Consider the following 26,870-nt stretch of genomic DNA (forward strand, 5'->3'; position numbering starts at 1 on the left):
GAAGTCAATTTAAATTGCCGCATCATAAATAATAGTAACGTTGCCCTTATAAGTGCTCCCAGGAGACTTCATCATCTCGGTCAAGGCTGGTTTATCTACCTTGAATATAAGAATACGTGCTGCATTTATTGACACACCTATGAATGGTTTTTTTGTGATAGCTCTTAAAACAAACTCTTCTTTTGCTCCATTTTGATAAATAACATCAAATCGAGCTTTATGGCCAGTGCGGGTATTACTTAGCATGCAGTATTCGCCATCAGGATATTGACAATTCAACCAAACATTATAAGTTGAGCTACTCCATAGTCGATATGGTAACTCTGCAATCAAGTGAGGTGGTTGGTGTGATTTACCACGATAGATCCAGTCATGCCATCCACCAGGTGGTTGTAATACAACTTTATCACTGCCAGGGGGAAACTCCATTTTTATTTGATGACGAACTGTCATGGTAAAATTAATCGTTAACTGATTATCTGAATAAGTGCCATTACCAAAATCCAGATCCTTGTTCCGGCCAATCGACAAGACCAAGCTTCCTTTATACACTCCATTTTCCATTTTCAGAGGATCAGGCGCATTTAATTTATAGCCAAGGTATATCTTTGATAAAGCGGTGTTATTGCTTGAGAATGTAGGTTTGAAATTATTATGATAGCATTTCCCACCCGCCAGCTGATTCTCGGGCTTTATATCATAGAGATAATGAACCTGAGATGGGCTAGCCCAAGAATTTAGAGTGGCGTGACAATCTCCATCAATGTGCTCCAACCAGTCTGAATTTTTTACAAGCGCTTCCTTTGCAAGGTTTGGGCTCATTCCGGCGCCAATCTTGGTAAAAATGAATTTTAATGGATATGATTTTCCGCTGTTTTGATGAACAAGAGAAACATCACGAGCACCAACAAATGATAGGTAAGTAAGTGCATCTATCAAGTTATTATTATTTTTTACTACACGCTCTATTGTTATTGATATAAACAATGGTTGCGACTGGTCTACTGTCGAAGTGCCACTACACCAAAACCCTGACCAAGACTCACTATTACAAGGTGTTGTGTTTATAAATTTTGCCCTACCAACTTCATAAGCCGCTGGCTTATATTCTGCGGTCACATTGATAGATGCTGCCTGCACGGGCAACCCAAGCAGCACGAACAGCCACAAACCATAATGCATCACACCGGCTCTCATTATCTCTTCCTACTTAAGCACTTATTGACTGGCCCAGGCCTGGGCACTACAGACCAGATCGCCCAGCAACAACACTTCCTGCTGGCGTTCGGCTCGGGCCGTATCCAGCGCCAGATCACACTGCTGCGACCCCTGATACTCCACCTGCAGGCTGGGATTGTGCTCGCTCATCTCCACCGCAAAGAAGCCATCGGCCTCACTGACGGTGCGGCCCGCATGGTTGACCACCATGACCCCTTTCAATGGCATCCCCTGCCCATCCAGCAGGCGGCCTATCACTGTCACCGTCTTCATCACCCGGACCTGGTGATAGGCCACGCCGCCCTTGTTGAGGTGATAGGGCAAGACGTTGGGACGAATGGTCATGGAAGGGGCATTCTGCCCGGCCATATCCAGCTGCACGGCGCCACTGCGATAGGCGGTGACGGGCACCAGATTTCGACCTGGCCGCAACCTGATATTGCCCCCCTGATCGTCATCGGCGCGCAGGGTCAACTCGGGTATATCGGACTCCACATCCACTATCATGCCCGCCTCGTGCCCTTGCGACTGGCCTGTCATGATCAGGCGGCCCTCATCGCCAAACGCCAGGGTACTGTCAAGGTTGATCCCCCCGCTCAGGGCCCGGTTATAGGAAGACGACTGCAGGTGAGCATCACCGCTGACCAAGGCCCCCTGAAACCTGGCATAGCCTGCCGTGCCGACACCATAGCTGTCGGTGGTCAGGTTGGCCCCCACGCTCTGCAGGGCGCCCCACTCCAGCAACTGCTGGTAGCTGAGGGAGGCGTTGCGCTCCTGCCCGCCGGAGCGGGAGGTCCGGCTGCCGATGCCGATGGCCAGCAGGCTGCGATCTCCCCCCAGGTTCATGCTCAGGGAGAGCATGCCCCCCCTGTCCCTCGCATTATCGGTACTGATGCTGCCCGGGCGGTCAAACACCGTCAGGTTCCAGCTCACCGTCTGACCAAGTAGATCGCCGTTGTAGCGCCAGCCCAGATCGGCCCCCAGCCCGCGACCCACCTGATGGGCCAGATAGAGGTTGGCGGAGTGGCGCTCATCGAGCCGCTGCTGCAACGACAGGTTGCTCTGCTTGAGGTCGCGGCTCTCCCCGTCGACTTGCCCCTGCTGGCGCTGCTGCTGATGGCTCAGCACCAGACTGCCCTCGCCATAGTGATACAAGGCCTGCAGATCGAAACCGCTGCCCAGGCCTTGCGTTGCCATCAGGTTGCCAAACAGTCGCCACTGGCTATCCAGACTCCAGTCGGCCGAGAGGCCATGCTGCCAGCGCTGGTCGATATACTGGCTGGAGGCCCCGACGATCACCGAGGGGGTGAGCAGATGGTTGAGCATGAGCCGCTGCTCAGAGGCCGGGCCGTCTCCTCTTCCCAGTTGCTGAACAGGCGGGTCTGCTGGCCCACAAACAGGTTGAAGCGCCAGCTTTCATCCGGGTTTTGCCAGTTCATCGGCTTGTAGATCATCTCTCTGCGCCGCTCGGTCACCTGACCATCTTCCAGCACCCGCAGCTCCACCTCGTAGATGCCGGCGGGTAGCACCTTGGTATCCAGCGCTTGCAAGCCCGAGATCACCTGCTGCGAGTTGATGAGCTGCCCATCCCGATAGATCTCCACCATACCGGGCCGGCTTGGGGTGACATAGAGCGGCGTCGTACTGGCCTGGCCTTGCTCTATCAACAGGGTGTCAGAGTCCCCCAGCATGACCCCCAGCACGGTCGGGGTTCCGCCGCCAAACAGGGTGGGCTGACGCACCAGACCCTGGGCATAGGGCGAGAAGTAGCCCAGCCGGTAGAAGCGCCCCTCTCCCTCACGCTCGGCATAAAGTTGCTGCACATGGTGCTGCGCCGCCTGCCCGTTGCCGGACTGGCTCACTTCCGCCTCCAGCAGCGGGGTCCACTGGCCTATGCTGCCCTGGGCCATCAGGTTGTAACGGCCACTGCGCTGCTCCCCTTCCCCCTGGGTCAGGTTCAACTGGTGGCGCAGCAGGGCGCCATAGCTGCCGGTTGTGGGCAGACTGTAATAGCGGCTAGCATGCAGCCCCTTTTCGGCACCCGCCGTCAGCACGGACAACTGGGAGTTTTCCAGACTGTACTCCAGCGCCAACACTTGGTCAGCGCACCGATTCTGGCAAGGGCCCAGCAAGTGAGGCTCACTCAACACCTTGCTCCAGCGCTGGCGGTCCCGCTCTTCCAGCTCGCTCTCGTGACTGCTGGTCAGGGCCAGCAGTTGCACGCTGGTGTCTTTGCCCAGCACTATCTCGCCTTCCCCCAACAGCTGCCCATCCACCAGGATACGCACCGCCAGCGGGACGCCGAAGAAGTGATCGGCAAAGCCATCAGGCAAATCTTCTGCTTGTTGCAGCAGATCAAGGGGTTGTGCAACGCGCCCTCCCGTGGCCCAGGCAGGTACGCACAACACAACCAGGATCAGCAGGAAAGAGAAATACGGCACGACCTATCTCACTCTTCTAAACGCAGACGAAAAGGCTCCCCCGATACAGGGAGCCAATTTTAATGACCGTCATTTATTTACGGACCTTTTGGTGGCGCTTCCGATTCAAATATCATGCTCACCACCCCCTGGTAGTTGCCTAGCTTGTAGCCGGCGTCAGGGGCATCCGCCGGGATCACTTCCAGCCCCAGCAACTTGCCGGTTTTGGCATCATCGGCCTTCATTACTTCTGCCGAGGTGGTGCCCAAGGTAACGCCATCAATCTTGACGGTCAGGGGAATGTAGTCATTGCCGCTGGTCATCGCCGCCGGGTTGGTCAGATAACCTTTAATCGCGCCTATGGTGCTCTTGGCATCCAGCTGCTTGCTCAGCTTGTCCAGCTTCTTGGTATAAGGGTTGTAAGCCAGCTTCTGCGGCGTGCTCATCCAGTTGTCCCCGCCAGTCGGCTGCACATAGAAAGCCTCGGTCGGGATCTGGGCGGTCACAGTGACCTGATGTTCAACCCGTTCCGCCGCCATCAAGTTGGCCGACACCAGCATTGCCAGAGGCGCAGCTATCCATACTTTCATCACTCTCTCCTCTCTCGGATATACGAAACATCAGTGACCAATCACAATGTTTCTGCTCTTGTCACCTTCGATCAGTTCGAACCGATAAAGGTGATCGCTCTTTTTCATCAATTGCTTTTTCATATTCGGCAAGAGATGAATTTTCCCGGGTGTTGAACAGTGTTTTCCCCGTCCATCACACTCCTCAAAAAAATCCAGCACTATGGTGGCATTGCCTTTATTCACGACAGTCGTCATGATGTCTGTCTTTATCAACCGGGTATCAAATCGGATCTCTTTTGGCATCACGAAAATAATGGCACCAAAGCCGGTCAATATATTTACCCCGGCCGAGACTTGCTGTTGATTCTCTTGAGCCATATTGGCATCCAGATCGAACCCGTCCTCCTGTTTTGGCAACACAGGAATAAAACGGACTCTGAAATAACGCTCATTGTCCCGTTCCCCCATATACAACAGCCGTGTTGCCTGCACCCCGTTGGCCGGAATAATCATGCGGGAAGGGCTGGCGATCAGCGCCCGGCGCCCCTCTGTCAGCTCCGGCGACTCATGAGGTTGACCGGCTTCGTCATAAGTTATTTCGTGAATCGCCACCTTGACAAAGGCGGTAGCGTTACCCTGATTTCGAATGCGTTTTAAATAGGTGCTTTGCTGGCCTGACATATAGTCATAAAGCGTCCCTATGCTGATCTCAGCCGATGCAAACAGGTTACCGCTGAACATCAGCAGCAGGATGAGATATATTCTTTTCATTTTTATTCCAGACTGGTTTTCACATGCCGACGTTCATTTAATAAATGCCATTTATTAAAAAAGGAGTCAGTTGCATATCGCTGGAGCCAGTCTAGGTAGAATGACGGGGGAAGTTAATCAGAATAGTCCTATATTGACTACGAAAAATCACGCCAATTATCAGACTATTCCTACGGTGTTTTGATCTTTCCCTCCTGTATTATGCGCAGCCATATGCGTCTATCAGGTGAGTGCCATGTTTGCGTTCAAAGAAGAGTATCCGACGAGTGACATGGCAACCGTGGCGGTGGCCGAGGTGGCCGTGCCCTTTTATCAGCCGATCATAGGTCGCGACTGTCAGGTCAAGGGTTATGAAGTTCTGGCCCGACGCTGGGATCCACAACGTCAGAGCTATCAGGGCATCGACTTTCTCTCCCTCAGCCAGGATGAGTCCCTGCATGTGGATATTGTCATGCTCAGGGCCATCATGCGCGATCTGCCAACCTTGGCGAAGGATGGCCCCTGTGCCCTCTCCATCAACCTCAACCCCATGCTGTGCAGCCCGACCTATCAGAATCTCTTGCTGCTGGTGCTGCTCCAGGCGAGCAAGGCAGGGATCGAGATCTGGTTCGAGGTGCTGGAACACGCGCCACTGCACAGTCAGCACAGAGCCTTGATCGAAGTGCTGCGGGATCATGGCGCCCATATCGCCTGCGATGATTTCGGCACTCTGGAATGCAACTTCCAGCGGGTGATGGCGTTGCCTTACGAAATCATCAAGCTGGATCGCTCCCTGCTGCTGCAGGCGGCGCGCACGCCCCATGCCCTCAAGATGTTGACCGGTCTGGTGGAATACCTGCAGCGACTCGGCATGAAAGTGGTGTGTGAAGGGGTGGAAACCCTGACCCATATCGAGGTCGCCAACCGACTCGGCTGCGATTATCAGCAGGGCTACGCCTACGCCATGCCCTCCCCCCTCTCCCGCTGGGCCTGATAGGGCTCACACATTCATTGCGACTCGCACTGGCATCAGCTACCTGCCAAATTGCATGATGGCGTGGGGGCGAGTACAATCTCGCACCCCGTATATCAGGTGCATCCCCTGTGATCCTGCATAATGATGTACGCCATCGGGTAGTTGTGACGCGAGCGCCGTCTCGCACCACGGCTCAACCAATCCGGCGCCATCAGGTGGCGTCGTCCTGATTTGCAATCAGATACTAAGAGTCCAACATGTTCAGACCAGAATTGCTCTCCCCCGCCGGGACCCTCAAGAATATGCGTTACGCCTATGCCTATGGCGCCGACGCCGTCTATGCGGGTCAGCCACGCTACAGCCTGCGGGTGCGTAACAACGAATTCGATCACGAGAATCTGCAGCTCGGCATCAACGAGGCCCACGCGTTGGGCAAGCAGTTCTATGTGGTGGCCAACATCCAGCCCCACAACTCCAAGCTCAAGACCTTTATCCGCGACATGCGTCCCGTGGTGGAGATGAAGCCGGATGCGCTGATCATGTCAGACCCGGGCCTTATCATGATGATGCGCGAAGCCTTCCCGGACATGCCCATTCACCTCTCGGTGCAGGCCAACGCGGTCAACTGGGCGACGGTGAAGTTTTGGCATCAGATGGGCCTGACCCGCGCCATCCTGTCGCGCGAGCTGTCACTTGACGAGATCGAAGAGATCCGCATGCAGGTGCCGGAGATGGAGCTGGAAGTCTTCGTCCACGGCGCCCTGTGCATGGCCTACTCGGGCCGCTGCCTGCTGTCCGGTTACATCAACAAGCGCGACCCCAACCAGGGTACCTGCACTAACTCCTGTCGCTGGGAGTACAAGGTGCACGAAGGCAAGGAAGATGACGTGGGCCAGATAGTCCATCGCCAGGAGCCCATCGCCGTGCGTCCGGACAACACTTTGGGCCTTGGCAAACCGAGCGATGCGCTGGTGCTGCTGGAAGAGTCCAACCGTCCCGGTGAATACATGACGGCGTTCGAGGATGAGCACGGCACCTACATCATGAACTCCAAGGACTTGCGCGCCGTCGAGCACGTGGAGCGCCTGACCAAGATGGGGGTGCATTCGCTCAAAATTGAAGGCCGTACCAAGTCCTTCTACTACTGCGCCCGCACCGCCCAGGTCTATCGCAAGGCCATCGACGATGCAGTCGCCGGCCGTCCGTTCGATCCGACCCTGATGGGCACCCTCGAAAATCTGGCCCACCGTGGCTACACCGAGGGCTTCCTGCGCCGTCACAACCACAGCGAGTACCAGAACTACGATTACGGCTACTCGGTCTCCGACACCCAGCAGTTCGTCGGCGAGATCACCGGTCGCCAAGGCGACATGGTGGAAGTGGAAGTGAAGAACAAGTTCCTGGTGGGCAACAGCCTGGAGCTGATGACGCCGCAGGGCAACGTCAGCTTCAATCTGGAGCAGATGCAGAACCGCAAGGGCGAGCTCATCGACACGGCGCCGGGCAACGGCCACGTTGTCTATGTGCCCGTTCCCAAAGAGATCGACATCAACTACGGCATATTGCTGCGCAACCTCGGCGATCGCCAGGACACCCGTCAGCCGCACTCGGCGGCCTGATATGTCCCTGCTCATCACCGACAAGTGCATCAACTGCGACATGTGCGATCCCGAGTGTCCGAACCAGGCAATCAGCCTGGGGGAGGAGATCTACGAGATAGACCCCAATCGCTGCACCGAGTGCGTCGGTCACTATGAGAAGCCGACCTGCATCAGCGTCTGCCCCATCGATTGCATCATCTGGGATCCCGCCCACGTGGAAACCGAAGATCAGTTGCTGGAGAAGTTTGTGCGGATGCACAGGCAGTAAAACTCCTGCAGACAGTCGTAAAAAAGCCCCGCATGCGGGGCTTTTTTACGTTTGGTGCTGGCCGTGCCTAGACGTATTCCATAAAGACCCGGGAGGTAAGCTTGGTGATGAGCTCGTAGGGGATGGTGCCAATCTCGTCGGCGACCCGCTCCACCGGCAGCCCCTCACCCCAGAGCACGGCTTCGTCACCGGCCTTGTCGGTGGCGCCCGGTCCCAGATCCACTGTGGTCATGTCCATGGAGACACGACCCACCAGCGGCACTATGCGGCCATTGACCAGCACAGAGGTGCCGTTGGGCGCCATGCGCGGATAGCCATCACCGTAGCCGATGGCGATGACGCCGAGCCGGGTATCCCGGTCAGACACCCAATTGGCGCCGTATCCCACAGGCTCGCCCGCCTTGTGATCCCGCACCGCAATGAGCTGGGTCTTGAGGGTCATCACAGGCTGCAGGTCATAATCCGCCGCCACCGTATTGGGGAAGGGAGATACGCCGTACAGGATGACGCCGGGGCGCACCCAGTCGCAGTGGGAATCCGGCCAGGCCAGAATGCCCGCCGAGTTCGCCATGGCCCGCTCACCCAGGAGCGGCGCCGTGAGGCGACTAAACAAGTCGATCTGTTCGCGGGTGGTCGATTGTTCAAGTTCATCGGAGCGGCTGAAGTGGGTCATGATGTTGAACGGCTGCACCACGTTCTTGCACTTGGCCAGACGCGCGATAAAGGCGGGCATCTCATCGGCGCGCACTCCGAGCCGGTGCATGCCGGTGTCGAGCTTGAGCCAGGCCACCACTGGAGCCGGCAGTTCGGCCTGCTCCAGCGCTTCGAGCTGCTCCCAGGTGTGCACCGCCGTTTGCAAATTGTTGGCCGCCAACACCGGCAGATCGGCGCTCGAGAAGAAGCCTTCCAGCAGCACGATGGGCTTGACCACGGCGCAGGAGCGCAACATCAGCGCCTCTTCGATACGGGCCACTGCGTAGGCATCCGCATCCACCAGGGTACGGGCGACCGGCAGCAGGCCATGGCCATAGGCATTGGCCTTGACCACGGCAATGATCTTGCAATCGGGGGCATGCCGTTTGACCACGGCGAGGTTGTGGCGCAGGGCCGCTGTATTGATTTGGGCAATAGCCGCTTTCATCTGTTTTCCCTTACGAGGGCATGATGGCGCGTGAATGCACCAGGCACCGTGTGGTGTCAGCCCTTAATTGTCATCATCGAAGGCCGGACCGGCATAATTGTCGAACCGGGAAAACTGTGTCCTGGATCTGGGGTGACCCAGGCACCGATATGGGTGCGCAGACCGCTCCCTACTTAGTCATCGTCATCAAACGCCGGACCGGCGTAATTATCGAACCGGGAGAACTGACCCTGGAAGGTGAGTCGCACCCGGCCCTATTGGCACCGTTACGCGGTTGACCGATGAGAACTCGGCTACCTTTCAGGGCTTTCGTGGTGGTATCTAATCCGCCATCACCACGGGTTTTCATCAATAGTCGTCATCAAACGCCGGACCGGCGTAATTATCGAACCGGGAGAACTGCCCCTGGAAGGTAAGGCGCACACTGCCTATGGGGCCGTTACGCTGCTTGCCGATGATGATCTCGGCAATCCCCTTGTCGGGGCTGTCATCGTGATACACCTCATCACGGTAGATAAACATGATCAAATCCGCATCCTGCTCGATGGAGCCGGATTCCCGCAGATCCGAGTTGACAGGGCGCTTGTCCGCACGCTGTTCCAGGCTTCGGTTTAGCTGGGAGAGCGCCACCACCGGGCACTGCAACTCTTTTGCCAGCGCCTTGAGGGAGCGGGAGATTTCACCTATCTCCAGGGTCCGGTTATCGGAGATCGCGGGCACCCGCATCAGCTGCAGGTAGTCGATCATGATCATGGAGAGGCCGCCGTGCTCACGGGCAATACGGCGCGCGCGGGAGCGCACATCGGTCGGGGTGAGGCCGGAGGCGTCATCGATATACATCTTGCCCTTCTCGAGCAGCAATCCCATGGTGGAGGAGAGGCGTGCCCAATCCTCGTCGTCAAGCTGACCGGTACGCACCTTGGTCTGGTCGATGCGCCCCACCGAGGCGAGCATACGCATGATGATCTGCTCGGAGGGCATCTCCAGCGAGAAGATGAGTACCGGTTTCTCGGCGGTGAGGGCCGCGTGCTCGCACAGGTTCATGGCAAAGGTGGTCTTGCCCATGGAGGGACGGGCCGCCACGATAATCAGATCCGAGCGCTGCAGACCGGCGGTCATCTTGTCCAGATCCCCATAACCGCTGGACACCCCGGTCACGCCGTTGTGAGGGGTCTTGAACAGCTCTTCAATCTTGTCGACCGTCTGCTCGAGGATCAGCTTGAGCGGCTGCGGCCCCTCGTTGGCGCTGGTACGCTGTTCGGCGATCTGGAACACCTTGCTCTCGGCCAGATCCAGCAGATCGCCCGAGGTGCGCCCCTGCGGCTCGTAGCCTGCTTCGACTATCTCGTTGGCGACCGAGATCATCTCACGCACGACCGCCCGCTCACGCACTATCTCGGCGTAGGCATTGATGTTGGCGGCACTCGGGGTGTTCTTGGCGATCTCCACCAGATAGGCGAAACCACCGGACTCCTCCAGCTGCTCCGAGCGCTCCAGCTCCTCCTGCAGCGTGATGAGATCGATGGGATTGCCCGCGTTGGAGAGGCGGGTCATGGCCTGGAAGATTAGCCGGTGAGGGCGGCTGTAGAAATCCTTGTCGATCACCCGTTCGGCAACCCGATCCCAGGCCTCGTTATCCAGCATCAGGCCGCCCAGTACGGACTGTTCGGCCTCAAAAGAGTGGGGAGGAACTTTCAGCTGTTGTGTCTTGGCGTCTTTTTTCGCCGTCACTTGCTCTGCCATACACATAAAAACCGCAGCGGGAAGGGGACGGGAATTTTACAAAAGAAACCCCGCCATCGCGAGTGCTAATGCACGCTATTCACTTCTGTCTGACACAAGCGCCCTCCTGATGGTCAATGGCGCCGCTTGCTGATGAAATATGCCGCAGTCTCATACCATGATGAAGGGCCAGACCAGGGTCTGATCCTGCTGCTTGGCTCTCGTTTTGTTGCGCAGCTTGCGCTCCTTGCGGCTTGGTCGTCGATTTTTCATTGCCATTCTCTCCTCTGATTGCCCCGGAATGGAGTGTAATCTGTTCATGAATAATTCATGCCAACGATGTTAATCATAGCCGCAAGCTGCACTACAACGAGGGACAGGCAGCCTGTCATGCACCTGGCTGAGCTTGCTAAAGCAGACCATGTCCCCATCCACTGATGAGAGTGAAAAGAGTCAAAATGAAAAAGATGCTGACCCTGTTTGCCGTGATCCTGGCCATTGGCCTGGGGGCACCCATTGCCGAGGCCAAGAAATTTGGCGGCGGTAAATCCTTTGGCAAGAGCTACAAAACAGCTCCGGCCAAACCCGTCGACACCAAGAACCCGGCGGTCGGGGCTCAGGCCGCACCGAAGAAAGGTGGCATGATGGGCGGCCTGCTCGGCGGCCTGCTGGCCGGTGGTCTGTTCGCTTACCTGCTGGGTAGCGGCGCCTTCGAAGGTCTGCAAGGCATGGACATGCTGCTGATCGCGCTGCTGGCGCTGGGCGCCGTCTTCCTGTTCCGCGCCATGCGCAAGAGCAAGGCACCCTCGCCTCAACCACAGACGGCCTACGCCGGCTATCAGCCGCCATCGGCTACGCCGCAGCAGTTCGAACAGAGCAGCAGTGCGTCGCAAGCGACCGGCTTTGCCGACAGCGACGTGCCGTTCCGTTTGCCGCCAGGTTTTGACATGAACAGTTTCCTGTCCGGCGCCCGCGATCACTATCGCACCCTGCAAGAAGCCTGGAACACAAACGATCTCGAAAAAGTGCGTGAGTATGTGAGCCCTGAGTTGTTCGAACAGCTCAAAGCCGAACGCGCAGAGCTGACCGGCGAACAGCATACCGAAGTCATGTATGTGGATACCCAGCTGGTACGTGCCGACTACGGCAGCGACTGGGCCCAGGTCAGCGTACGCTTCAGCGGCCGCTACATGGACCGTCAGGAGCAGGTCGAGGAAGACATCAAAGAGGTGTGGCACCTCGAGCGTAACCTGGCCAAGGACAATGCACCCTGGCACATTGTCGGTATCGAGCAGCTGTAAACGCTCTTTATCCTGCGAAGACAACAGAGGCGGCCCAAGGCCGCCTCTGTTATTTTTGACTCCCTGCGTGCCCTCTCCAACCCCCTCCCCTGCAAGTCCAGCCACAGCCCCTCAATATGGTCGCTATGAGAATGGTTCGTGATTGTGTAGTATGACCGCCCTTTTTTTGTTCAATTTCCGTTCACCGAGGCGTGGTTCATGGCTCTCTCTTTTCTGCGTAGCGGCAACATGCCTCGTTTGCTGGCCAGCCTGCTGTGCTGCGCAACCCTGATCCTGGTTTCCCTCGCCACTCTCTATTGGCAGACCTGGTCCATGACCCGCCAGCAGGCGCAAAATGCCGCCGAGCGTGCCATGGTGCAGATAGACAGCGCCCTCTACCACTCTACCCAGGCAGCCCGGGCCGCACTGCCGCTGGTGGGCCGCCCCTGTCACGAGGTTGCCCGCGAGCTGAGAGTACTGGTTGCCACCTCCCCCTATCTATGTACGCTCGGTCAACCTCTCACGCCATGGTCGCCTCTACTGCTCTTCCATCTTCGACGAGATCAACCTGAAGGATGAGCTGCAAAACGGCCAGCACCAGCGGCTCAAGCTCAAAGCCGTCACCCGGCTCGGACTCAAGCCCTCGCTGCTGTTCTATCGCCTGAGCGAAGGCGATCATGGGGTAGTGGTTGCCATCAACCCCTACCACCTGAGCAAACCGCTGCAATGGCGACTAGGCGGGCCCAACAGCTGGGTGCAGATAGGTGAGCAGTGGCTCGATATCAAGGGCCGGATCCACGACGGTGTCGCCCCTGTGTTTCGGGGGTTCAACTACCCGCTCAGTTCGACGGCATTCGGCTACAGCCTCAATCAGGGATTCCCGCTGGAAGCCGTGTTGCTGCTCACGCTGAAAAAACAGAGCACCGTCATCATCTTGATCCTGACTCTGGGCGGCCTGGCAGGCCTTGCCACCTATCGCTGGTGGAGCCATATCTCCACCCCGACCCAGGAGCTCAAGCGCGCCATCATCAAGCAGGAGTTCATTCCCTACCTGCAGCCCATCGTTTACAGCAAGAGTGGTCAGCTCCATGGCTGCGAGGTACTGATGCGCTGGCAGCACCATCGTCAGGGTTTGATCCGGCCGGATCTATTCATCCCGCTGGCGGAGGAGAGCGGCCTCATCATACTGATGACCCAGACCCTGATGCAGCAGGTTCGTCTGGAGTTTGCCCCCCATGTGGCGCAACTGCCGCCCCGCTTTCACTTCGGTTTCAACATCTGTGCCCAGCACTGCCAGGAGATGAGCCTGATCGACGACTGCCGCCGATTCCTGGCCGCCTTCGCCAGCAATCCGGTCACGCTGGTGCTGGAGCTGACCGAGCGGGAGCTGATCACCCCCTGCCAACTGACCGACCAGCTGTTCGGCGAGCTGCGCCAGATGGGAGTCAAGATAGGTCTGGACGACTTTGGCACAGGCCACTCCAGCCTCACCTATCTGCAACAGTTTCACGTGGACTACCTCAAGATCGACCAGAGCTTCGTCGCCATGATAGGCACCAATGCCCTCTCTCGTCATATTCTTGACAGCACCATCAGTCTGGCCACCCGGCTGGGACTGGAAACCGTCGCCGAAGGGGTCGAAACCCAGGAGCAGGCTGACTTCCTGACAGAGCGCAACGTCAACTACCTGCAAGACTACCTCTATGGCCGTCCGCTCACCCCGGCCCAGTTCCTGCGACTGCTGCCCGCCCCGGTGCCGGAGCAGACAGACCCCCATCAAGCGGCATGAGCCCTCAGCGACGCTCGGGTGCCGATACAGCAATGTGAAACTTGTCATTAGTCTGTGGTGATGGCGTTAAACAATCTAGCAAAGGTTTGTTTGCTTTATTAATGTGCAGTAGCTCAAAGGAATCAGCTCTCTTTATTTCCAATTACTGCTTTTTGCCTAGAATCGCCACACTCCTGTCATACAGGAACGATATACAGGACAATAACAACAAGAGGATTATTACCAATGAAGAAGACGTTACTGGCCGTCACCGTCTCTATTACTCTGCTCGGGCTGACCGCCTGCAATTCAGAAAACAGCAGCAAGGAGCATATTCCGCTGGATCTGACCATTGCCCATATCAATGATACCCACGCCCACCTCGACCCGACCGAAAATGCGCTGGCCATCCAGCCCACCGGCCAGGAACTGTTCAAGTTCTACGCCAAACTGGGCGGCTATCCCCGTCTGAAGTTCAAGCTGGACGAGCTGCGCAGCCAGGCCGCCAACGAAGGCCGCAACTTCATGGTGCTCAACGGTGGTGATGCCTTCCAGGGCACCCTCTACTTCACCCAGTTCAAGGGGGAAGAGGAGTCTCGCCTGCTCTCCGACATGGGTATCGATGCCATGGTGCTGGGCAACCACGAATTTGATTTGGGCAATCAGGCCATTAAAGATTTCGTCTCACGGGTGAATTTCCCTGTATTGGCTTCCAACATGGTGAAATCCAGTAGCGCCACCCTGAAAGACAGTGAAAATATTCATGAATATGTCATTAAAGAAATAAATGGCGAGAGCGTGGGTATTTTCGGGCTGGTGCTGGAAAATATGCATGATATCTCTTCACCGGATACCGATACCCAATTCCTGCCGATGATTGAAACCGCCCAGAAAATGGTCGACACCCTCAAGTCAAAAGGCGCCAACAAGATCATCATGGTCACTCATATCGGTCTGCAAAATGACCAGGCCGTCGCCAAGGCGGTCAACGGTATCGACCTGATTGTAGGCGGTCACTCCCAGACCTTCCTCGGCGACATCAACGAGATCAACACCATAGGCTACACGGCCCACAACCAGAATCCGGACGACGACAACACCTATGCCCAGCTGGTCGGCAATCCGGACGGTGGCAAGACCTGTATCGTGCAGGCCGGTGAATGGGCCAAAGGCTATGGCCTGGTCAACGTCTCCCTGAGCAAGGAAGGCCAGATCACCAAGTGTGAGGGGCGCAATACCCTGATGACGGGCGACGATTTCACCAAGGACGTGGCCAAGAAGAAAGAGCCCCTGAGTGGCAGCGAGCAGACCAATGTGGTCGACTTCATCACCAAGTCACCCGTCATCGAAATCGTGCCGGAGAACACCGCCATGCGCGATGTGATCGACACAGAGTACAAACCGGCCGTGGCCGAGCTCGAGGCCAAGATCATCGCCGACGTGCCGACCAAGTTGCCCCATGTGCGCGTGCCGGCCACCCCGGATGGCGCGGGTCTGATCGATCCCCTGGTGGCCGAATCCCTCTACTGGAAGCTCAACAAACTCAATACCAAGGTGGACTTCACCATCCAGAACGCCGGTGGTGTGCGCGCCGATGTGAACGCGGGCCCGCTCTCCGTCGGTTACGTGATGGGCACCTTGCTGCCGTTTGGCAACAAGATCGCCGCCTTCAACCTCAAGGGCAAGGACGTGCGCGCCACTCTGGAGTACGCCGTTGACTATTCCATCGGCCACGAGACCGGGATCAGCGCCTCCAGCGGTGCTTTCCCTTACGTCGGCCACCTGAGCTACACCTATGATGGCAAACTGGCCAAGGGTTCCCGCATCACCAAGCTGGAGCTGCTGGACGCCAACGGCCAGTGGCAGCCGCTGGACGACGACAAGGTGTACCGTGTCGGTGCCAACACCTATATCGCCTCCGGCAAGGATGGCTACAACGGCCTGCTCAAGCGCGAAGAGCTGCCCAACAAGGGTGACTACGTCGACTCTGGCGTCGGTGAGAACGAGATGTTCATGGAGTATGCCGAGTCCCAGGGCACCCTCAATCCACTGCCCTATGCGACCGTGACCTACTTCAAGCCCTGATCAGGCTCACACGCTATTGCAACGGCGCCTGAGGGCGCCGTTTTTATGGCATACTCCCCGCCCATCGATGCCGAGGAGAATGTTTGATGGCCAAATACGACAAGATTTCCCCCGAGACCCAGCAAGAGGCGCAGAAAATTGCTCGCGCCAACCAGAAGCCGGGACAGACCAAAGAACAGACCCAGCTGATCGCCCAGGGGATCCAGAAAGGCATAGACGAATACAAGAAGCAGATGAAGGCGCGGGCTCGCGAGGCCAGTCGCCAGAAGAAGTTGCAAACCAAGGCAAAACAGCAGCCGCAAGCCGGACATGAGGAGGAGGGCGACATTGAGCTTGTCGAGGTCTCCCGCCAGCATCCTCTGCCCTGGATCCTGTTGCTGCTGAGCTGGGTTGGCTTTGCCGCTGCCTGGTTCGGGTTGCACTGAGCGCGCAAACCTTTACCTGGGATCCTCTTCACAGGCTGGGGGCAGCATGCTGGTCATCTTCCCTTCCGACTGATTAAATCCCGCCTCTTGTCGTCTGGAGACTTGCCATGAACCCGGCCCCCTTCTATCTGCTGGCACCCCTGGTGCTGTTTATCGTGACCCTGGTGCTCTATCGCATCTCTCCGCTGCGAGCCGTCGCCGCCGGCAGTGCCCGCTGGTTTATCCTGCCCGCCTTCACTCTGTTCATCCTGCTCATAGTGATCAACGGCGCCGCCGATCCCGCCCTGCGCAGCCCGGCCTTTCACTGGCTGATGCCCGGGCTTGGTTTTGCCCTGACCCTGTTTCCGGCCCTGCCCAAGGCGCTGGTGCCGCGTCTGGCCATCAAGGAGGGTGCCTTCGCCGCCCTCGGCCTGATGCTGATGAGCCTCGCCATGATTTACTGATCGGCTGGCCGCTGGCGTTGACATAACTCAAGGGGCGCTCTGTGACGGGCGTCCCTTGTACAAACAATGGCCCGTAGGCATATTGGTGACAATATCACCGGCAAGGAGGCCAGATGGACAAGTCACCCGATTTCATGGCGCAGTGGAATTATCAGGATCCCGCCGCCAGTGCCCTGCGTTTTCATGCACTTCTTCCCGAGGCGCGTACGGCAGCCAACCTGCAACTCGAGCTGGAGTTGCTGACCCAGATCGCCCGCACCTATTCCCTGCAGCGCCAGTTTGCCGAAGCACACCAGCTGCTCGACGACATCGAACTCCGCCTCACCGAGGCCACCCCGCGGGCCCGCCTGCGCGCCCTGCTGGAACGCGGCCGCACCTTCAACTCCGCCGGCGACAAAGCCACTGCCAGAACCCTGTTCGAACAAGCCTGGCAGTTGGGGCTCAAGAGCAAGGAGCTCTATCTGGCCATCGATGCGGCACACATGATAGCCATAGCCGCGCCACTGGAGGAGCAGAGCCGCTGGCATCAGCTGGCCATGGAGCTGGCGGAACGCAGCCAGGATGAAAAGGTGCGCGGTTGGCTCGCCAGCCTCTACAACAATCAGGGCTGGACCCTGTTCGAGCTGGGACGCTTTGATGAAGCCAGAGTATTCCAGCAAAAGTGTCTGGCCTGGCACGAACAACATAACAATACGGCCAAGGCCTTCATCGCCCGCTGGAGTCTGGCGCGACTGACCCGGGCACAGGGGTTGCACGAGCAGGCGCTGGCCGAGCTGAAGCAGCTGCAGCTGGAGATGACAGAGGCCGGCGAGCCGGAGGATGGCTATCTGTTCGAGGAGCTGGGGGAAAATGCATTGGTGCTGGACGATCCGGCTGCGCCCGAATACTTCTCCCGCGCCTGGTTTCTGCTGTCACAGGATCGCTGGTTCAAGGCCAACGAGGCGGAGCGACTGGCCAGACTCAAGCAGCTGGCCAAGCTCTAAACAGGCGCGGCCTCAGTCCCCTGCTCAGACCAGACTCGTCTCTTCCCAGCCCTGCTTTTTGCGATAGATGGTGGAGGGACTGATCTCCAGCAGTGCCGCTGCCTTGGGGATGTTGCCGTCACAGCTGGCGATAGCCTGCTCTATGGTCTCTTTTTCCACCAGCCAGAGCGGGCGTATCGGCGCGTTGAAAGAAGGCAAGGTGGCACTGCCAGCCGTGGCCAGCGGCGCTGTCGCGGCCAGCATGCTACCCCGACTGCCATTCAGCGGCGGTGGCAAGATGTCAGGACTCACCAGCTCTCTGTCATTTAGCACCACTATGTTGCGCACCACGTTTTGCAGCTCGCGCACGTTGCCAGGCCAGGGGTAATCGAGCAGTACCCGCGCCGCCTCCACATCGAAATCCTTGAAGCGCTTGTTCTCTTCCTTTGCGTAGCTCTGCAACAGGTTACGCGCCAGCAGCAGTATATCCTCGCCGCGCTCGCGCAGCGGTGGCAGGCTCAGCGGGATCACGTGCAGGCGGTAGTAAAGATCTTCACGAAAACGTCCCGCCTTCACCTCCACCAGCGGATCCCGGTTGGTGGCGCAGACGAAGCGCACATCCACCGTCTCCAGCTTGCCGCTGCCGACCCGTTGCAGGGTACCGGTCTGGATGAAGCGCAGCAGCTTGCTCTGCAGGTCGAGATCCATCTCGCAGATCTCGTCCAAGAACAGGGTACCGCCATCAGCCAGACTGGCCGCCCCCTTGCGATCCCCCTGGGCGCCGGTAAAGGAGCCCTTGACGTGACCGAAGATCTCGCTCTCCATCAGGTCATGGGGAATGGCGGCGCAGTTGAGCGCTATGAAGGGTTGCTCGCTGCGGGGGCTGCACTGGTGAATGGCCTCTGCGCACACCTCCTTGCCGGTGCCGCTCTCCCCCGTGATGAAGACGGTCGCCTTGCTCGGCGCCGCGCTCTCTATGATGCGATAGACGGCCTGCATCGGCATGGAGGCACCGATAAAGCCGGCGAACGAGCTGCGTTCGAAATTTTCCCGATACTGGGCCACCAGCGAACTGAGTTGCTGATGTTTCAGGGCATTACGGGCAGTAGCACAGAGCCGCTTGCCGTCAAACGGTTTGGTCAGAAAGTCGAAGGCACCGAGGTGCATCGCCTCCACCGCCACATCCACGGAGCCGTGAGCTGTGATCACCACCACGGAACAGGGCAACTGCTGTTCGGTGATCTGCTGCAAAATGTCCATGCCGGACATGTCGGGCAGTTCAAGGTCGAGCAGTACCACAGGTGGCGGGCTGGTCAGCAGCTGCGCCAACGCCTGCTGACCACAATCGGCCAACAGCACCTCATAGCCATCCTGGGCCAGATACTGTTCATAAACCACCGCCAGACTGCGGGTATCTTCCACCAACAGGACTCGAGGTTTGCTTTCAGCCACGGGAGCCATCCTTGCGATTGATTTCGTTGTCTATTTCAGGTCTTGCCCGCCATGTTACCACAGCTGGCGCGGCCTCTCTTTTATCCCGCCATTCGCAGGGAGATACAAGTAAAAACGGCTCCCTAAGGAGCCGTTTTTTCAACGATGGGCGCTTACTTCTTGGCGTTGTCGCCATCAGCAGCCGGCTTCTCGATAGCCAGCAGCTCAACATCGAACACCAGCACGGCATTGGCCGGGATGGAACCTGCACCGTGCTCGCCATAAGCCAGCTTGGACGGCAGGAAGAACTTGAACTTGGAACCGACCGGCATCAGCTGCACGCCTTCGGTCCAGCCAGGGATAACCTGGTTGAGCGGGAAGGTAGCCGGCTCACCGCGATCGACGGAGCTGTCGAACTTGGTGCCGTCGGTCAGGGTACCGGTATAGTGAACCTTGACGATGTCAGTGGCTTTCGGCTTGGCGCCGTCACCCATCTTCTCGACCAGATACTGCAGACCAGATTCGGTGCTCTTCACACCTTCTTTCTTGGCGTTGGCAGTCAGGTACTCTTCACCCTTCTTCTGGTTATCCACGGCATCCTTGTCAGCCTTGGCCTTGGTCAACTCGTTGATCTTGGCATCGTACTGCTGCAGAACCTTCTGGATCTCCTCGTCAGTCATGCTGGCTTCTTTACCCAGACCGTCGGTCACACCCTTGAGGATGACACTGTTGTCCAGTTTGATGCCGAGTTCCTGCTGACGTTCCAGGGTATTGGCGATATAACGACCCATGGAGAGGCCAATTGCATAGCCGGATTGCTCTTCAAAGCTCTTGGCATCAGCCTTGGGGGCCTCTGCCGGCTTGCTGGCTTCTGCCTTGACCTCTGCGTTGTTCGCAGCCGGCTTCTCATCTTTTTGGCAAGCAGTCAGACTCACGGCAACCGCCGCAGCCAACAGGGACACCTTCAGAAAATTGTTCATCAGTTTCTCCAAAACTCTAAATACCGCTCTCGGTTCCTTCGTGAAATGAGAGGTTTATCGTGATAAGCGCCTTATACTAACGCCGTGATCGCAGGTAACGAAAGCATGAGACAGGAAAAATGATAAAAAGTGCCATTTATCTCATCGGTATTTGTCTGACACTGACCGGTTGCGAGCAGAGCTCCCGGCCGGGCCAACAAGTCACACTCGCCAATCAGGGTCTGCTGAGTGCAGACCTTGCCAGCGATGGCAAGCAGGCCATCGTCTCCAGCCTGGGACAGGGCACTGTCGTGTGGGATCTGGAACAGGGAAAGGAGCGCTGGCGCTGGCGCCAGTCAGACAATCAGGACAACTTCGTCATCGTTACCCGCTTCTCGGCAGACAACAGCCATGCGGTGACCGCCACCCTGGATACCTTCGCCATCTGGCGCCTGCAAGATGGTCAGTCCCAAGGCTACTACTCGCTACCTGAATCCAAACTGAGGGACATAGCGCTGTCGGCCAATGGCCGCCAGGTGCTGATCGGGCGTGAAGATGGCAAGGCGGAGGTGGTCGATACCCAGAGCGGCCGCCGGCTGCAATTTCTCGGCCACACCGAGCAGGTCAATACGGTGGATCTCTCCGCCAATGGTCGCTACGCCCTCACCGGCGGCAACGACTACAGCGCCTATCTGTGGGATACCCGCTCAGGTCAGGTGGTATGGCGTTTCAACCACGCTGGTCGGGTGGTGATGGCAAGGCTCGATCCCCAGGGCCGTTTCGCCTTCACAGCGGACAGCCGCCAGGCCAGCATCTGGGATCTCAAGACAGGCAAGGAGGTGAGCCGGTTGCAGTTCGCGCACCGCTTCGAGGTCTACACCAGTGCCCGCTTCGTCAACGACGGCAAATGGCTCATCACGGGTGCCCCCTCCCGCCAGCTCTCCCTGTGGCAGGTGAGCGATGGCACCCAACTGCAAAGCTGGCTCGTCTCACCCCATCCCAAGGTGAAACCGCCGAGTGCAGTGGTCTACGGCGTGGCTTTGCGCGACAATAGTCACCTTGTCAGCGCCAGCTCCAGTGGTCTGGCCGAAATCTGGACTATCAAGTAAGGACCTAAAGGCCCATGAGTCAGCAACTTAACGATCGCATCGAAACTCTGGAAAGCCGTCTCGCCTTCGCCGAATACACGGTGGAACAGCTCAACGACGAGGTCACCACCCAGGGCCGTGAGCTGGATCGACTCAAGCACCAGATCCAGCTGCTGGTAGATAAACTGCAAAGCGTACAACCTAGCCAGATTGCCAGCATGGCCGAAGAGACGCCGCCCCCTCACTACTGAGCGGTTGTCTCTGCACCATAAAAAAACCCGCGATAAACGCGGGTTTTTTTATCGGGCCAGGCCCGGGGCACAGATCAGTGCTGGTGACCCTTGCCACCGCAGCCGCCGCCACCGCAGCAACCGCCATGACCCTGCTCATCGCCATGGTCATGATCGTGATCGTGATCGTGGTCATGGTCGTGACCATGATCGTGACCGCAACCACCGGCACCGTGAACGTGGCCGTGAGCCAGCTCTTCGGCAGTGGCGGCACGGACGTCCTTGATCTCGACCTTGAAGCCCAGGGTCACGCCAGCCAACGGATGGTTGCCATCTACCTTGACGAACGCTTCGGACACTTCAATGACGGTAACCGGGCGGTGACCATCGTCAGTCTCGGCCACAAAAGTATCCCCTTCAGACACTTCCATGCCGTCAAACAACTCGCCAGGTACTTCTTGCACCAGGGTTTCGTCGTATTCGCCATATGCCTGGCTCGGTGCCAGAGTAAGGTCGAACGCCTCGCCCACGCTACGGCCTTCCAGCTCGGCTTCGAGGCCGGAGACCAGATAACGGGTACCGTGCAGATACACCAGAGGCTCTTTACCGACAGTGGTGTCGATGACTTCACCATGTTCGTCAGTGACTGTGTATTCCAGCGTAACCACGCTCAGGGGAGCTACTTTCATGTCAGGGATCCTGCGGATAGAAAAAAACGGGCTCAGAATACCTCAAAAAGGTGGCCAAGCATATGGTCGGGCCCCCTCCGTCATGATGAAAAAGTCATCACTGCGAAACGGGATGAGCCTTACTTACGCCCCCTTTCTGGTACTGCTGATGACCTCACTCGGGACGAAACACTCCTATGACCTGTTCGGTCTCACGGGTTAGCTTGTTCACCTCGGCCTGAGTCTGCACCTGGGTATCCCCGCAGTCGACACAGGTCACCTTCTCGACTCCATGCTCCATATACAGCATCATGGTGTCCATTTTGCCGCATGCTGGGCACACAGCGCCGGCAATGAAGCGTTTTTTACGTCTGGTTTCCATTTTTGTTACCTCCAGGCAGCATCATATCAGGGTTTTTACATGCATCACGCCATCGAATGTCAGCATTTTTCCTCCCCTCACCTGCAGGTCGGCGGCCGCAAACGCGCGCCGCTGGGCCAGTTGCTGCGAATAACCCGGGGCGGGGCGCTGCTGCGACTTGGCCAGCATGAATTGCTGCTGACAGCGGGCAACAGTTTCTGGCTCTGCGCCGATGCCCTCGCTGCCTTCAGCCCGCTGGCAGGCTGCCATTATGATTTGCTGACTTGTTCCCCGCGGGTTGCCCAACCTGCACAGGCAGGCTGGTTGCACCCGACACCACTACTTGATGCCCTGTTCGACAGCCTGACTCAGTGGCAACGCCCACGCGACTGGCAAGGGGCCTATGGTTATCGCCTGCAGGTGATGCTTGACGAGCTTCAGGCCTGTCCTCTCGCGCAACATGGTGACCAGATGCTGCAAGGCGCTTGGCGGGCACTGGCAGGCCAGCAAATAGGCAGTGACGCCGCCTGGCAGGCGTGCCTCTCCCAGCGAGGCATGACAGATCCGGGCCTAGCGGCCGATGCCCTGAGCGCCCAGTGGCAGCTGCTGCAAGCTGTGCGCCTGCTCAAGAGCGGCAGCAAACGGGAACTGGTGATAGCCAAGCTCGGCTACCGGGACGAAGAGGCTCTCGCCCAAGCGTGTCAGCACTGGCTTGGCGCCAGCCTGGACCAGCAAGTACCCGCCTGATCTCCCCTGATTGCCATGACCCGCACAGACACGCCATAGGATCAGCAAGGTGAATAAATGGGTGAAATGAGTCCAGTTTTACGGCGCACGGTCGCTAATAACGGGAGGGCCATTTCGCCTATAATCCTTTATGCTAGGGGCCTGAATTGACTGATACCGTTTTGACTCACAGGACATCTGCCATGAAAAGCAAGGCCAACCAATCCCAGGGCATGTTGCTGTTTCATCTCTCGGCCAAACAATCCTTTGCCATCGGCACCCTCAAGGTGAAGGAGATAGTGCCTTACACCCAGCTCACGGCCATGCCGCACTCGCACCCGACCGTGCTCGGCGCCGCCAGCATGCGGGGCACCACAATCCCGGTGATCGACATGGCCATGGCGGTGGGTTATCGCCCTATCAGCAAGGAGGAAATGCCGAGCTGCTTCATCATCATCACCGACTGTCGCCGCACCCTGGTGGGCTTTCTGGTGCGCGGCATCGACAAGATCACCGAGTGTAACTGGCGCGATATCGAGTCCCCTCCCGCGGCTCTCGGCCATAACGTGTTCGTGACCGGGGTGACCCGGGTCAACGACCAGCTGATCCAGTTGCTGGATGTGGAACTGATACTGTCACGGGTCTACCCGGACGACCCCAGCCACCTCTATCCGGTGCTGACCGATGTGCAGCGGGAGCGGATCAAGCCGATGCGGATCCTGCTGGTGGATGACTCCTCCGTCGCCCGCCGCCAGCTGATGGCCGCCCTCGACTACATCAATATTCCCTACGAAGTCTGCACCAACGGCAAGGATGCACTGGCCCTGATGCAGGCTCGCGCCAGCCAGAAGACTCCCATAGATATCCTGGTGAGCGACATAGAGATGCCGGGACTCGACGGCTATGAACTGGCCTTCGAGGTGCAAAGCGATGCGACGCTGGCGGGTGCCTACATCATCCTGCACACCTCGCTCTCCAGCGAGATCAGCGTGGAACGTGCCCATCAGGTGGGTGCCCACGAGGCGCTGACCAAGTTTGAGGCCAACGAAATGGTCCAGGCCATGTTGCGCGGTGCCGAGCACCACGACAGCCTGCTGGCCTGACCAAAATCGGCGAGAAGCGTCCCTTCTCGCCGTGCTTTTCATTGCCCTGATGCCTGCTTCGGATACCCATCATGCTCATAGAGAGTCACTTCCATGCCCCCTGGTGGGCGCGCAATCCCCATCTGCAAACCATATTGCCAAAGTGGTTGCGACGAGCCCCCGCCCGTTTCGTGCCTGAACGTTTTGAACTGGCAGACGGGGACTTCGTCGATCTCGCCTGGAGCGGTGACATCAGCCAGGGGGAGCGGCCACTGATAGTGCTGTTTCACGGCCTGGAGGGGAGCATCCACTCCCACTATGCCAAAGGGTTGTTTGCCCATCTGCAGCGCCAGGGAGACGAGGCGGTACTGATGCATTTTCGCGGCTGCAGCGGCGAGCCCAACCGCCTGCTGCAGGCCTATCACTCCGGTGCCATTGAGGATGCACAGGCGCTGATCGCCGAGCTAGGACGGCGCTTTCCCGGCAAGCCGATGATCGCCATCGGCTATTCACTGGGGGGCAACATGCTGGTCAATCTGCTGGCGCGGGCCTGCCCGAAGGAATTGAAGGCAGCCGTGGTGATCTCGGCACCGCTACAGCTCGACAGCTGCGCCGATCGGGTCAATCAGGGATTCTCGCGGGTGTACCAAAACTATCTGCTGCGCACCATGCGCCATAACCTGCAAAGCAAGATCCGTCGCCAGGCCGAGGCGGGCAAACGCTGGCAGCCGCAGCAGGTACAAGCGATTGCTACCCTGCGCGACTTCGACGAGCAGGTCACGGCACCCCTGCACGGCTTTGCCAGTGCGGACCACTATTACCAGAGCTGCTCGGGTCTGGGGCTACTGGCACGCATCCCCATTCCTACCCTGGTGATCCACGCTGCCGACGATCCCTTCATGACGGATGCTGTGATCCCGCGGCCGGAGCAACTCTCACCCATGGTGCGTTACGAGTTGAGTCGGCGGGGAGGCCATGTGGGCTTCCTGCACGGCACGCCCTGGCGGCCCCGCTTCTGGCTGGAGGAGCGCATCAGCCAATGGTTGCAGGAGCAGACTCAGGGGGCCATCAGGTAGCCGTTGCGGCCCGTTTCCTTGACCCGATAGAGCGCCTCGTCAGCCCGTGCCAGCATGTCGGCAACCGACTCATCTTCACGCCACAAGGCAATGCCCTGACTCACAGTCACATTGGGGGAGACCTCTGACTGCGCATGGGGAATGGCGTGGGCCGCCAGGGCGGCGGCGATCCGCCTGGCAATGTCTGCGGCGAGCAGGGCATCGGCGCCGGGCAGTAGGATCACGAACTCCTCCCCACCATAGCGAGCCACGACATCGGCTGGCTGTCGCACCGCCTCACGCAGGCAATCCGCCACCGCAATCAGGCAGTTATCCCCTTGCAGGTGACCGTAGTGGTCATTGAAGCGTTTGAAGAAATCCACATCCAGCAGCAGGATGGCAAAGTCACCATGCTGCTGGCGCACCTCGGCCAGGATCTGCTCGCTGACCCGGGTAAAATGGCGCCGATTGGCCAAGCCGGTCAAGGGATCCTGTTTGGCCATGCCATCGAGCTGACGGGCCAGCGCCAGATTCTCGTGTTCCCGAGAGACCGCCAGCACGAACCAGCCGTTCAGCATGCGCCGCCCTGTCTCCAGCAGTATGACGAGGCAGCCCACCGCCAGTCCGTGCACAATGGGAAACGGCACCCTGACAAACAGGGCTTCCAGCAACAGAAAGAGCAAGGGTGGAACGCTGAAACAGTAAAACAGCCGCGCCTCGCAATAGAGGGCGATCAGCGCCGTCATCAGCAGCAAGCTGATAAGGTCAAACGCCAGACTGAAGCCCCCCCTCAACTCAACCAGGGCGATGGCATAGCCAAACAGTGCCCAGGCAAGGCCCCACAACAGCGCCCCGGTGCACAAGCAGGGCCGCCAGAGCGCCAGCGGCTGCCTCGACAACCAGCGCCAGCACAAGGGAAACAGCAGGCAGGCCAGGGTCATCAGGGTAAGCTGCATCTCATAACGCCAGGGCAGTATGCGGGCAACCACCAGATGGGCATCCTGATAGACATAGAAACGGGTAAGCAGGAACAGGAGTGCCAGCTGGTTGACGGCCCAGAACCAGAACAGCCCCTTGCTCAGGGCGTGGCGGCGCGATTCGCACAGATGGTGATCAAAGCGAGTGGAGAGGCGACGTTGTTCATCAGTCAGCATGATCACACCCGCTTGCAGCCCGATAAACTCCTTGCGCTCGCTGACAACCAATAGACAATATCCACACGTTCGTAACTGAAGATGACCCCATGATTATCCCCTGGCAAGACTTGGACTCCGATACCCTCAACAACCTGCTCGAACACTTCGTCCTGCGGGAAGGCACCGAGTACGGTGAGCATGACGTCAGCCTGGCTGACAAGGTCGACGAGGTCAGACAGCAGCTGAAGCAAGGTCTGGCCGTGATCGTCTACAGCGAACTGCACGAGAGCATCAACATAGTGTCAAAAGCGACCTTCAGCAGCGCACCGGTGGACGATATACCTGAATAGCCAGGTGATTGCCATCCCAATCTGGGCCTTGCCAGCGCAACTGGCATGATGGTGCAACAAACCTGACAGTTCCCGCCCGGGGTCAGGCCTTTCTACCGGACATAAAAATGGCCCGCCGAATCATCGACAGGCCATTTGGGGCAAGAATGAGTA

Annotated in this window: 26 protein-coding genes and 2 pseudogenes; 15 read left to right on the forward strand and 13 right to left on the reverse strand. The window is 58.2% G+C overall.

The window, feature by feature from the left end; genetic code table 11:
* Positions 1 to 9: 9 nt before the first annotated feature.
* From AXW79_RS22750 to AXW79_RS04375, 5 genes are all read right to left on the reverse strand, one after another.
* Entirely contained in the window at positions 10 to 1,197 is a 1,188-nt protein-coding gene (locus tag AXW79_RS22750; protein ID WP_011899026.1) for a hypothetical protein, read from the reverse strand.
* Between the two features lie 21 nt (positions 1,198 to 1,218).
* Complete coding sequence (locus tag AXW79_RS23585; protein WP_227534449.1) at positions 1,219 to 2,544, reverse strand: CS1-pili formation C-terminal domain-containing protein; 1,326 nt, start codon at positions 2,542 to 2,544, stop codon at positions 1,219 to 1,221.
* Positions 2,514 to 3,659, reverse strand: a complete 1,146-nt coding sequence (locus AXW79_RS23590; protein ID WP_227534450.1) for a TcfC E-set like domain-containing protein — start codon at positions 3,657 to 3,659, stop codon at positions 2,514 to 2,516. The genes AXW79_RS23585 and AXW79_RS23590 overlap by 31 nt, the downstream gene beginning before the upstream one ends.
* A gap of 77 nt (positions 3,660 to 3,736) precedes the next feature.
* Positions 3,737 to 4,228, reverse strand: a complete 492-nt coding sequence (locus AXW79_RS04370) for a CS1 type fimbrial major subunit (protein ID WP_005311836.1) — start codon at positions 4,226 to 4,228, stop codon at positions 3,737 to 3,739.
* A 30-nt stretch (positions 4,229 to 4,258) separates the two neighbouring features.
* Entirely contained in the window at positions 4,259 to 4,981 is a 723-nt protein-coding gene (locus AXW79_RS04375; RefSeq protein ID WP_005311834.1) for a fimbrial biogenesis chaperone, read from the reverse strand.
* Positions 4,982 to 5,216: 235 nt separating this feature from the next.
* On the opposite strand from AXW79_RS04375, the gene AXW79_RS04380 reads away from it, so the two are divergent.
* The 3 genes from AXW79_RS04380 (at position 5,217) to AXW79_RS04390 (ending at position 7,805) form a co-directional block, all read left to right on the forward strand.
* Positions 5,217 to 5,954 carry an EAL domain-containing protein gene (locus tag AXW79_RS04380; RefSeq protein WP_005311832.1) on the forward strand — a complete coding sequence of 246 codons (738 nt, stop codon included), beginning with the start codon at positions 5,217 to 5,219 and terminating at the stop codon, positions 5,952 to 5,954.
* Positions 5,955 to 6,193: 239 nt separating this feature from the next.
* Positions 6,194 to 7,555, forward strand: coding sequence for a prephenate-dependent tRNA uridine(34) hydroxylase TrhP (gene trhP, locus AXW79_RS04385; RefSeq protein ID WP_005311829.1), 1,362 nt, complete (start codon positions 6,194 to 6,196; stop codon positions 7,553 to 7,555).
* Position 7,556: 1 nt separating this feature from the next.
* Positions 7,557 to 7,805 (forward strand): YfhL family 4Fe-4S dicluster ferredoxin, encoded by a 249-nt coding sequence (locus AXW79_RS04390; RefSeq protein ID WP_005311827.1) that lies wholly within the window; start codon positions 7,557 to 7,559, stop codon positions 7,803 to 7,805.
* 67 nt (positions 7,806 to 7,872) lie between these two features.
* On the opposite strand, the gene alr is transcribed toward AXW79_RS04390, so the two are convergent.
* From alr to dnaB, 3 genes and pseudogenes are all read right to left on the reverse strand, one after another.
* Positions 7,873 to 8,946, reverse strand: coding sequence for an alanine racemase (alr, locus tag AXW79_RS04395; protein ID WP_005311825.1), 1,074 nt, complete (start codon positions 8,944 to 8,946; stop codon positions 7,873 to 7,875).
* 173 nt (positions 8,947 to 9,119) lie between these two features.
* Positions 9,120 to 9,266: pseudogene (locus tag AXW79_RS24195) on the reverse strand (replicative DNA helicase); the annotation flags it as partial.
* A gap of 28 nt (positions 9,267 to 9,294) precedes the next feature.
* Positions 9,295 to 10,689, reverse strand: coding sequence for a replicative DNA helicase (gene dnaB / locus AXW79_RS04400; protein WP_005311821.1), 1,395 nt, complete (start codon positions 10,687 to 10,689; stop codon positions 9,295 to 9,297).
* Between the two features lie 437 nt (positions 10,690 to 11,126).
* Between dnaB and AXW79_RS04405 the strand changes: the two genes are divergently transcribed.
* From AXW79_RS04405 to AXW79_RS04430, 6 genes and pseudogenes are all read left to right on the forward strand, one after another.
* Positions 11,127 to 11,969, forward strand: a complete 843-nt coding sequence (locus AXW79_RS04405; RefSeq protein WP_005311819.1) for a Tim44 domain-containing protein — start codon at positions 11,127 to 11,129, stop codon at positions 11,967 to 11,969.
* A gap of 198 nt (positions 11,970 to 12,167) precedes the next feature.
* A pseudogene (locus tag AXW79_RS23600) lies at positions 12,168 to 13,737 on the forward strand (EAL domain-containing protein).
* Between the two features lie 225 nt (positions 13,738 to 13,962).
* Positions 13,963 to 15,801, forward strand: a complete 1,839-nt coding sequence (locus AXW79_RS04415; RefSeq protein ID WP_005311813.1) for a bifunctional metallophosphatase/5'-nucleotidase — start codon at positions 13,963 to 13,965, stop codon at positions 15,799 to 15,801.
* 86 nt (positions 15,802 to 15,887) lie between these two features.
* On the forward strand, positions 15,888 to 16,226 hold the full coding sequence (locus tag AXW79_RS04420) for a DUF2956 domain-containing protein (RefSeq protein ID WP_005311811.1): 339 nt from the start codon (positions 15,888 to 15,890) through the stop codon (positions 16,224 to 16,226).
* A gap of 107 nt (positions 16,227 to 16,333) precedes the next feature.
* Positions 16,334 to 16,669: a hypothetical protein gene (locus AXW79_RS04425; protein WP_005311809.1), complete on the forward strand. Its 336-nt coding sequence runs from the start codon at positions 16,334 to 16,336 to the stop codon at positions 16,667 to 16,669.
* Between the two features lie 113 nt (positions 16,670 to 16,782).
* Entirely contained in the window at positions 16,783 to 17,652 is an 870-nt protein-coding gene (locus tag AXW79_RS04430; protein WP_005311807.1) for a tetratricopeptide repeat protein, read from the forward strand.
* 24 nt (positions 17,653 to 17,676) lie between these two features.
* Here the strand turns inward: AXW79_RS04430 and AXW79_RS04435 are convergent, their stop codons facing one another.
* Entirely contained in the window at positions 17,677 to 19,083 is a 1,407-nt protein-coding gene (locus AXW79_RS04435) for a sigma-54-dependent transcriptional regulator (RefSeq protein WP_005311805.1), read from the reverse strand.
* Between the two features lie 152 nt (positions 19,084 to 19,235).
* A complete protein-coding gene (gene fkpA / locus AXW79_RS04440; RefSeq protein WP_011899028.1) occupies positions 19,236 to 20,042 on the reverse strand; it encodes an FKBP-type peptidyl-prolyl cis-trans isomerase in 807 nt (268 codons plus the stop codon).
* A 119-nt stretch (positions 20,043 to 20,161) separates the two neighbouring features.
* Between fkpA and AXW79_RS04445 the strand changes: the two genes are divergently transcribed.
* Together AXW79_RS04445 and AXW79_RS04450 are read left to right on the forward strand one after the other, a co-directional pair.
* Positions 20,162 to 21,130: a WD40 repeat domain-containing protein gene (locus AXW79_RS04445; RefSeq protein WP_005311802.1), complete on the forward strand. Its 969-nt coding sequence runs from the start codon at positions 20,162 to 20,164 to the stop codon at positions 21,128 to 21,130.
* A 14-nt stretch (positions 21,131 to 21,144) separates the two neighbouring features.
* Complete coding sequence (locus AXW79_RS04450; RefSeq protein ID WP_005311800.1) at positions 21,145 to 21,360, forward strand: SlyX family protein; 216 nt, start codon at positions 21,145 to 21,147, stop codon at positions 21,358 to 21,360.
* 74 nt (positions 21,361 to 21,434) lie between these two features.
* Here the strand turns inward: AXW79_RS04450 and slyD are convergent, their stop codons facing one another.
* Positions 21,435 to 22,028, reverse strand: a complete 594-nt coding sequence (slyD, locus tag AXW79_RS04455; protein WP_005311798.1) for a peptidylprolyl isomerase — start codon at positions 22,026 to 22,028, stop codon at positions 21,435 to 21,437.
* Between the two features lie 154 nt (positions 22,029 to 22,182).
* Entirely contained in the window at positions 22,183 to 22,389 is a 207-nt protein-coding gene (locus AXW79_RS04460) for a YheV family putative zinc ribbon protein (RefSeq protein ID WP_011899030.1), read from the reverse strand.
* 39 nt (positions 22,390 to 22,428) lie between these two features.
* Here AXW79_RS04460 and AXW79_RS04465 point away from each other — a divergent pair, with 39 nt between their 5' ends.
* The 3 genes from AXW79_RS04465 (at position 22,429) to AXW79_RS04475 (ending at position 25,252) form a co-directional block, all read left to right on the forward strand.
* On the forward strand, positions 22,429 to 23,115 hold the full coding sequence (locus AXW79_RS04465) for a hypothetical protein (RefSeq protein ID WP_005311793.1): 687 nt from the start codon (positions 22,429 to 22,431) through the stop codon (positions 23,113 to 23,115).
* A gap of 182 nt (positions 23,116 to 23,297) precedes the next feature.
* Positions 23,298 to 24,197, forward strand: coding sequence for a chemotaxis protein (locus tag AXW79_RS04470; RefSeq protein WP_005311791.1), 900 nt, complete (start codon positions 23,298 to 23,300; stop codon positions 24,195 to 24,197).
* Positions 24,198 to 24,268: 71 nt separating this feature from the next.
* On the forward strand, positions 24,269 to 25,252 hold the full coding sequence (locus AXW79_RS04475) for a hydrolase (RefSeq protein ID WP_005311789.1): 984 nt from the start codon (positions 24,269 to 24,271) through the stop codon (positions 25,250 to 25,252).
* Here AXW79_RS04475 and AXW79_RS04480 read toward each other — a convergent pair.
* Entirely contained in the window at positions 25,234 to 26,385 is a 1,152-nt protein-coding gene (locus AXW79_RS04480; protein ID WP_011899031.1) for a sensor domain-containing diguanylate cyclase, read from the reverse strand. The two genes, AXW79_RS04475 and AXW79_RS04480, sit on opposite strands and share 19 nt — an antisense overlap.
* A gap of 89 nt (positions 26,386 to 26,474) precedes the next feature.
* Between AXW79_RS04480 and AXW79_RS04485 the strand changes: the two genes are divergently transcribed.
* The gene (locus tag AXW79_RS04485) at positions 26,475 to 26,717 is read left to right on the forward strand and encodes a YheU family protein (RefSeq protein WP_005311785.1); all 243 of its coding nucleotides are present in this window, start codon (positions 26,475 to 26,477) and stop codon (positions 26,715 to 26,717) included.
* Positions 26,718 to 26,870 lie beyond the last annotated feature (153 nt).

The organism is Aeromonas salmonicida subsp. salmonicida (genome assembly GCF_001643305.1).
Classification (GTDB): domain Bacteria; phylum Pseudomonadota; class Gammaproteobacteria; order Enterobacterales; family Aeromonadaceae; genus Aeromonas; species Aeromonas salmonicida.

Coding starts and splice junctions, on each gene's coding strand:
- AXW79_RS04460 (WP_011899030.1), bottom strand. CDS start 22,389: ATGGAAACCAGACGTAAAAAACGCTTCATTGCCGGCGCTGTGTGCCCA.
- alr (WP_005311825.1), bottom strand. CDS start 8,946: ATGAAAGCGGCTATTGCCCAAATCAATACAGCGGCCCTGCGCCACAAC.
- AXW79_RS04485 (WP_005311785.1), top strand. CDS start 26,475: ATGATTATCCCCTGGCAAGACTTGGACTCCGATACCCTCAACAACCTG.
- AXW79_RS04425 (WP_005311809.1), top strand. CDS start 16,334: ATGAACCCGGCCCCCTTCTATCTGCTGGCACCCCTGGTGCTGTTTATC.
- AXW79_RS04420 (WP_005311811.1), top strand. CDS start 15,888: ATGGCCAAATACGACAAGATTTCCCCCGAGACCCAGCAAGAGGCGCAG.
- AXW79_RS04475 (WP_005311789.1), top strand. CDS start 24,269: ATGCTCATAGAGAGTCACTTCCATGCCCCCTGGTGGGCGCGCAATCCC.
- AXW79_RS04380 (WP_005311832.1), top strand. CDS start 5,217: ATGTTTGCGTTCAAAGAAGAGTATCCGACGAGTGACATGGCAACCGTG.
- AXW79_RS04450 (WP_005311800.1), top strand. CDS start 21,145: ATGAGTCAGCAACTTAACGATCGCATCGAAACTCTGGAAAGCCGTCTC.
- AXW79_RS04370 (WP_005311836.1), bottom strand. CDS start 4,228: ATGAAAGTATGGATAGCTGCGCCTCTGGCAATGCTGGTGTCGGCCAAC.
- AXW79_RS04405 (WP_005311819.1), top strand. CDS start 11,127: ATGAAAAAGATGCTGACCCTGTTTGCCGTGATCCTGGCCATTGGCCTG.
- AXW79_RS04480 (WP_011899031.1), bottom strand. CDS start 26,385: ATGCTGACTGATGAACAACGTCGCCTCTCCACTCGCTTTGATCACCAT.
- AXW79_RS04430 (WP_005311807.1), top strand. CDS start 16,783: ATGGACAAGTCACCCGATTTCATGGCGCAGTGGAATTATCAGGATCCC.
- AXW79_RS04470 (WP_005311791.1), top strand. CDS start 23,298: ATGAAAAGCAAGGCCAACCAATCCCAGGGCATGTTGCTGTTTCATCTC.
- AXW79_RS04445 (WP_005311802.1), top strand. CDS start 20,162: ATGATAAAAAGTGCCATTTATCTCATCGGTATTTGTCTGACACTGACC.
- AXW79_RS04415 (WP_005311813.1), top strand. CDS start 13,963: ATGAAGAAGACGTTACTGGCCGTCACCGTCTCTATTACTCTGCTCGGG.
- AXW79_RS04465 (WP_005311793.1), top strand. CDS start 22,429: ATGCATCACGCCATCGAATGTCAGCATTTTTCCTCCCCTCACCTGCAG.
- dnaB (WP_005311821.1), bottom strand. CDS start 10,689: ATGGCAGAGCAAGTGACGGCGAAAAAAGACGCCAAGACACAACAGCTG.
- slyD (WP_005311798.1), bottom strand. CDS start 22,028: ATGAAAGTAGCTCCCCTGAGCGTGGTTACGCTGGAATACACAGTCACT.
- AXW79_RS22750 (WP_011899026.1), bottom strand. CDS start 1,197: ATGAGAGCCGGTGTGATGCATTATGGTTTGTGGCTGTTCGTGCTGCTT.
- AXW79_RS23585 (WP_227534449.1), bottom strand. CDS start 2,544: ATGCTCAACCATCTGCTCACCCCCTCGGTGATCGTCGGGGCCTCCAGC.
- AXW79_RS04390 (WP_005311827.1), top strand. CDS start 7,557: ATGTCCCTGCTCATCACCGACAAGTGCATCAACTGCGACATGTGCGAT.
- fkpA (WP_011899028.1), bottom strand. CDS start 20,042: ATGAACAATTTTCTGAAGGTGTCCCTGTTGGCTGCGGCGGTTGCCGTG.
- trhP (WP_005311829.1), top strand. CDS start 6,194: ATGTTCAGACCAGAATTGCTCTCCCCCGCCGGGACCCTCAAGAATATG.
- AXW79_RS04375 (WP_005311834.1), bottom strand. CDS start 4,981: ATGAAAAGAATATATCTCATCCTGCTGCTGATGTTCAGCGGTAACCTG.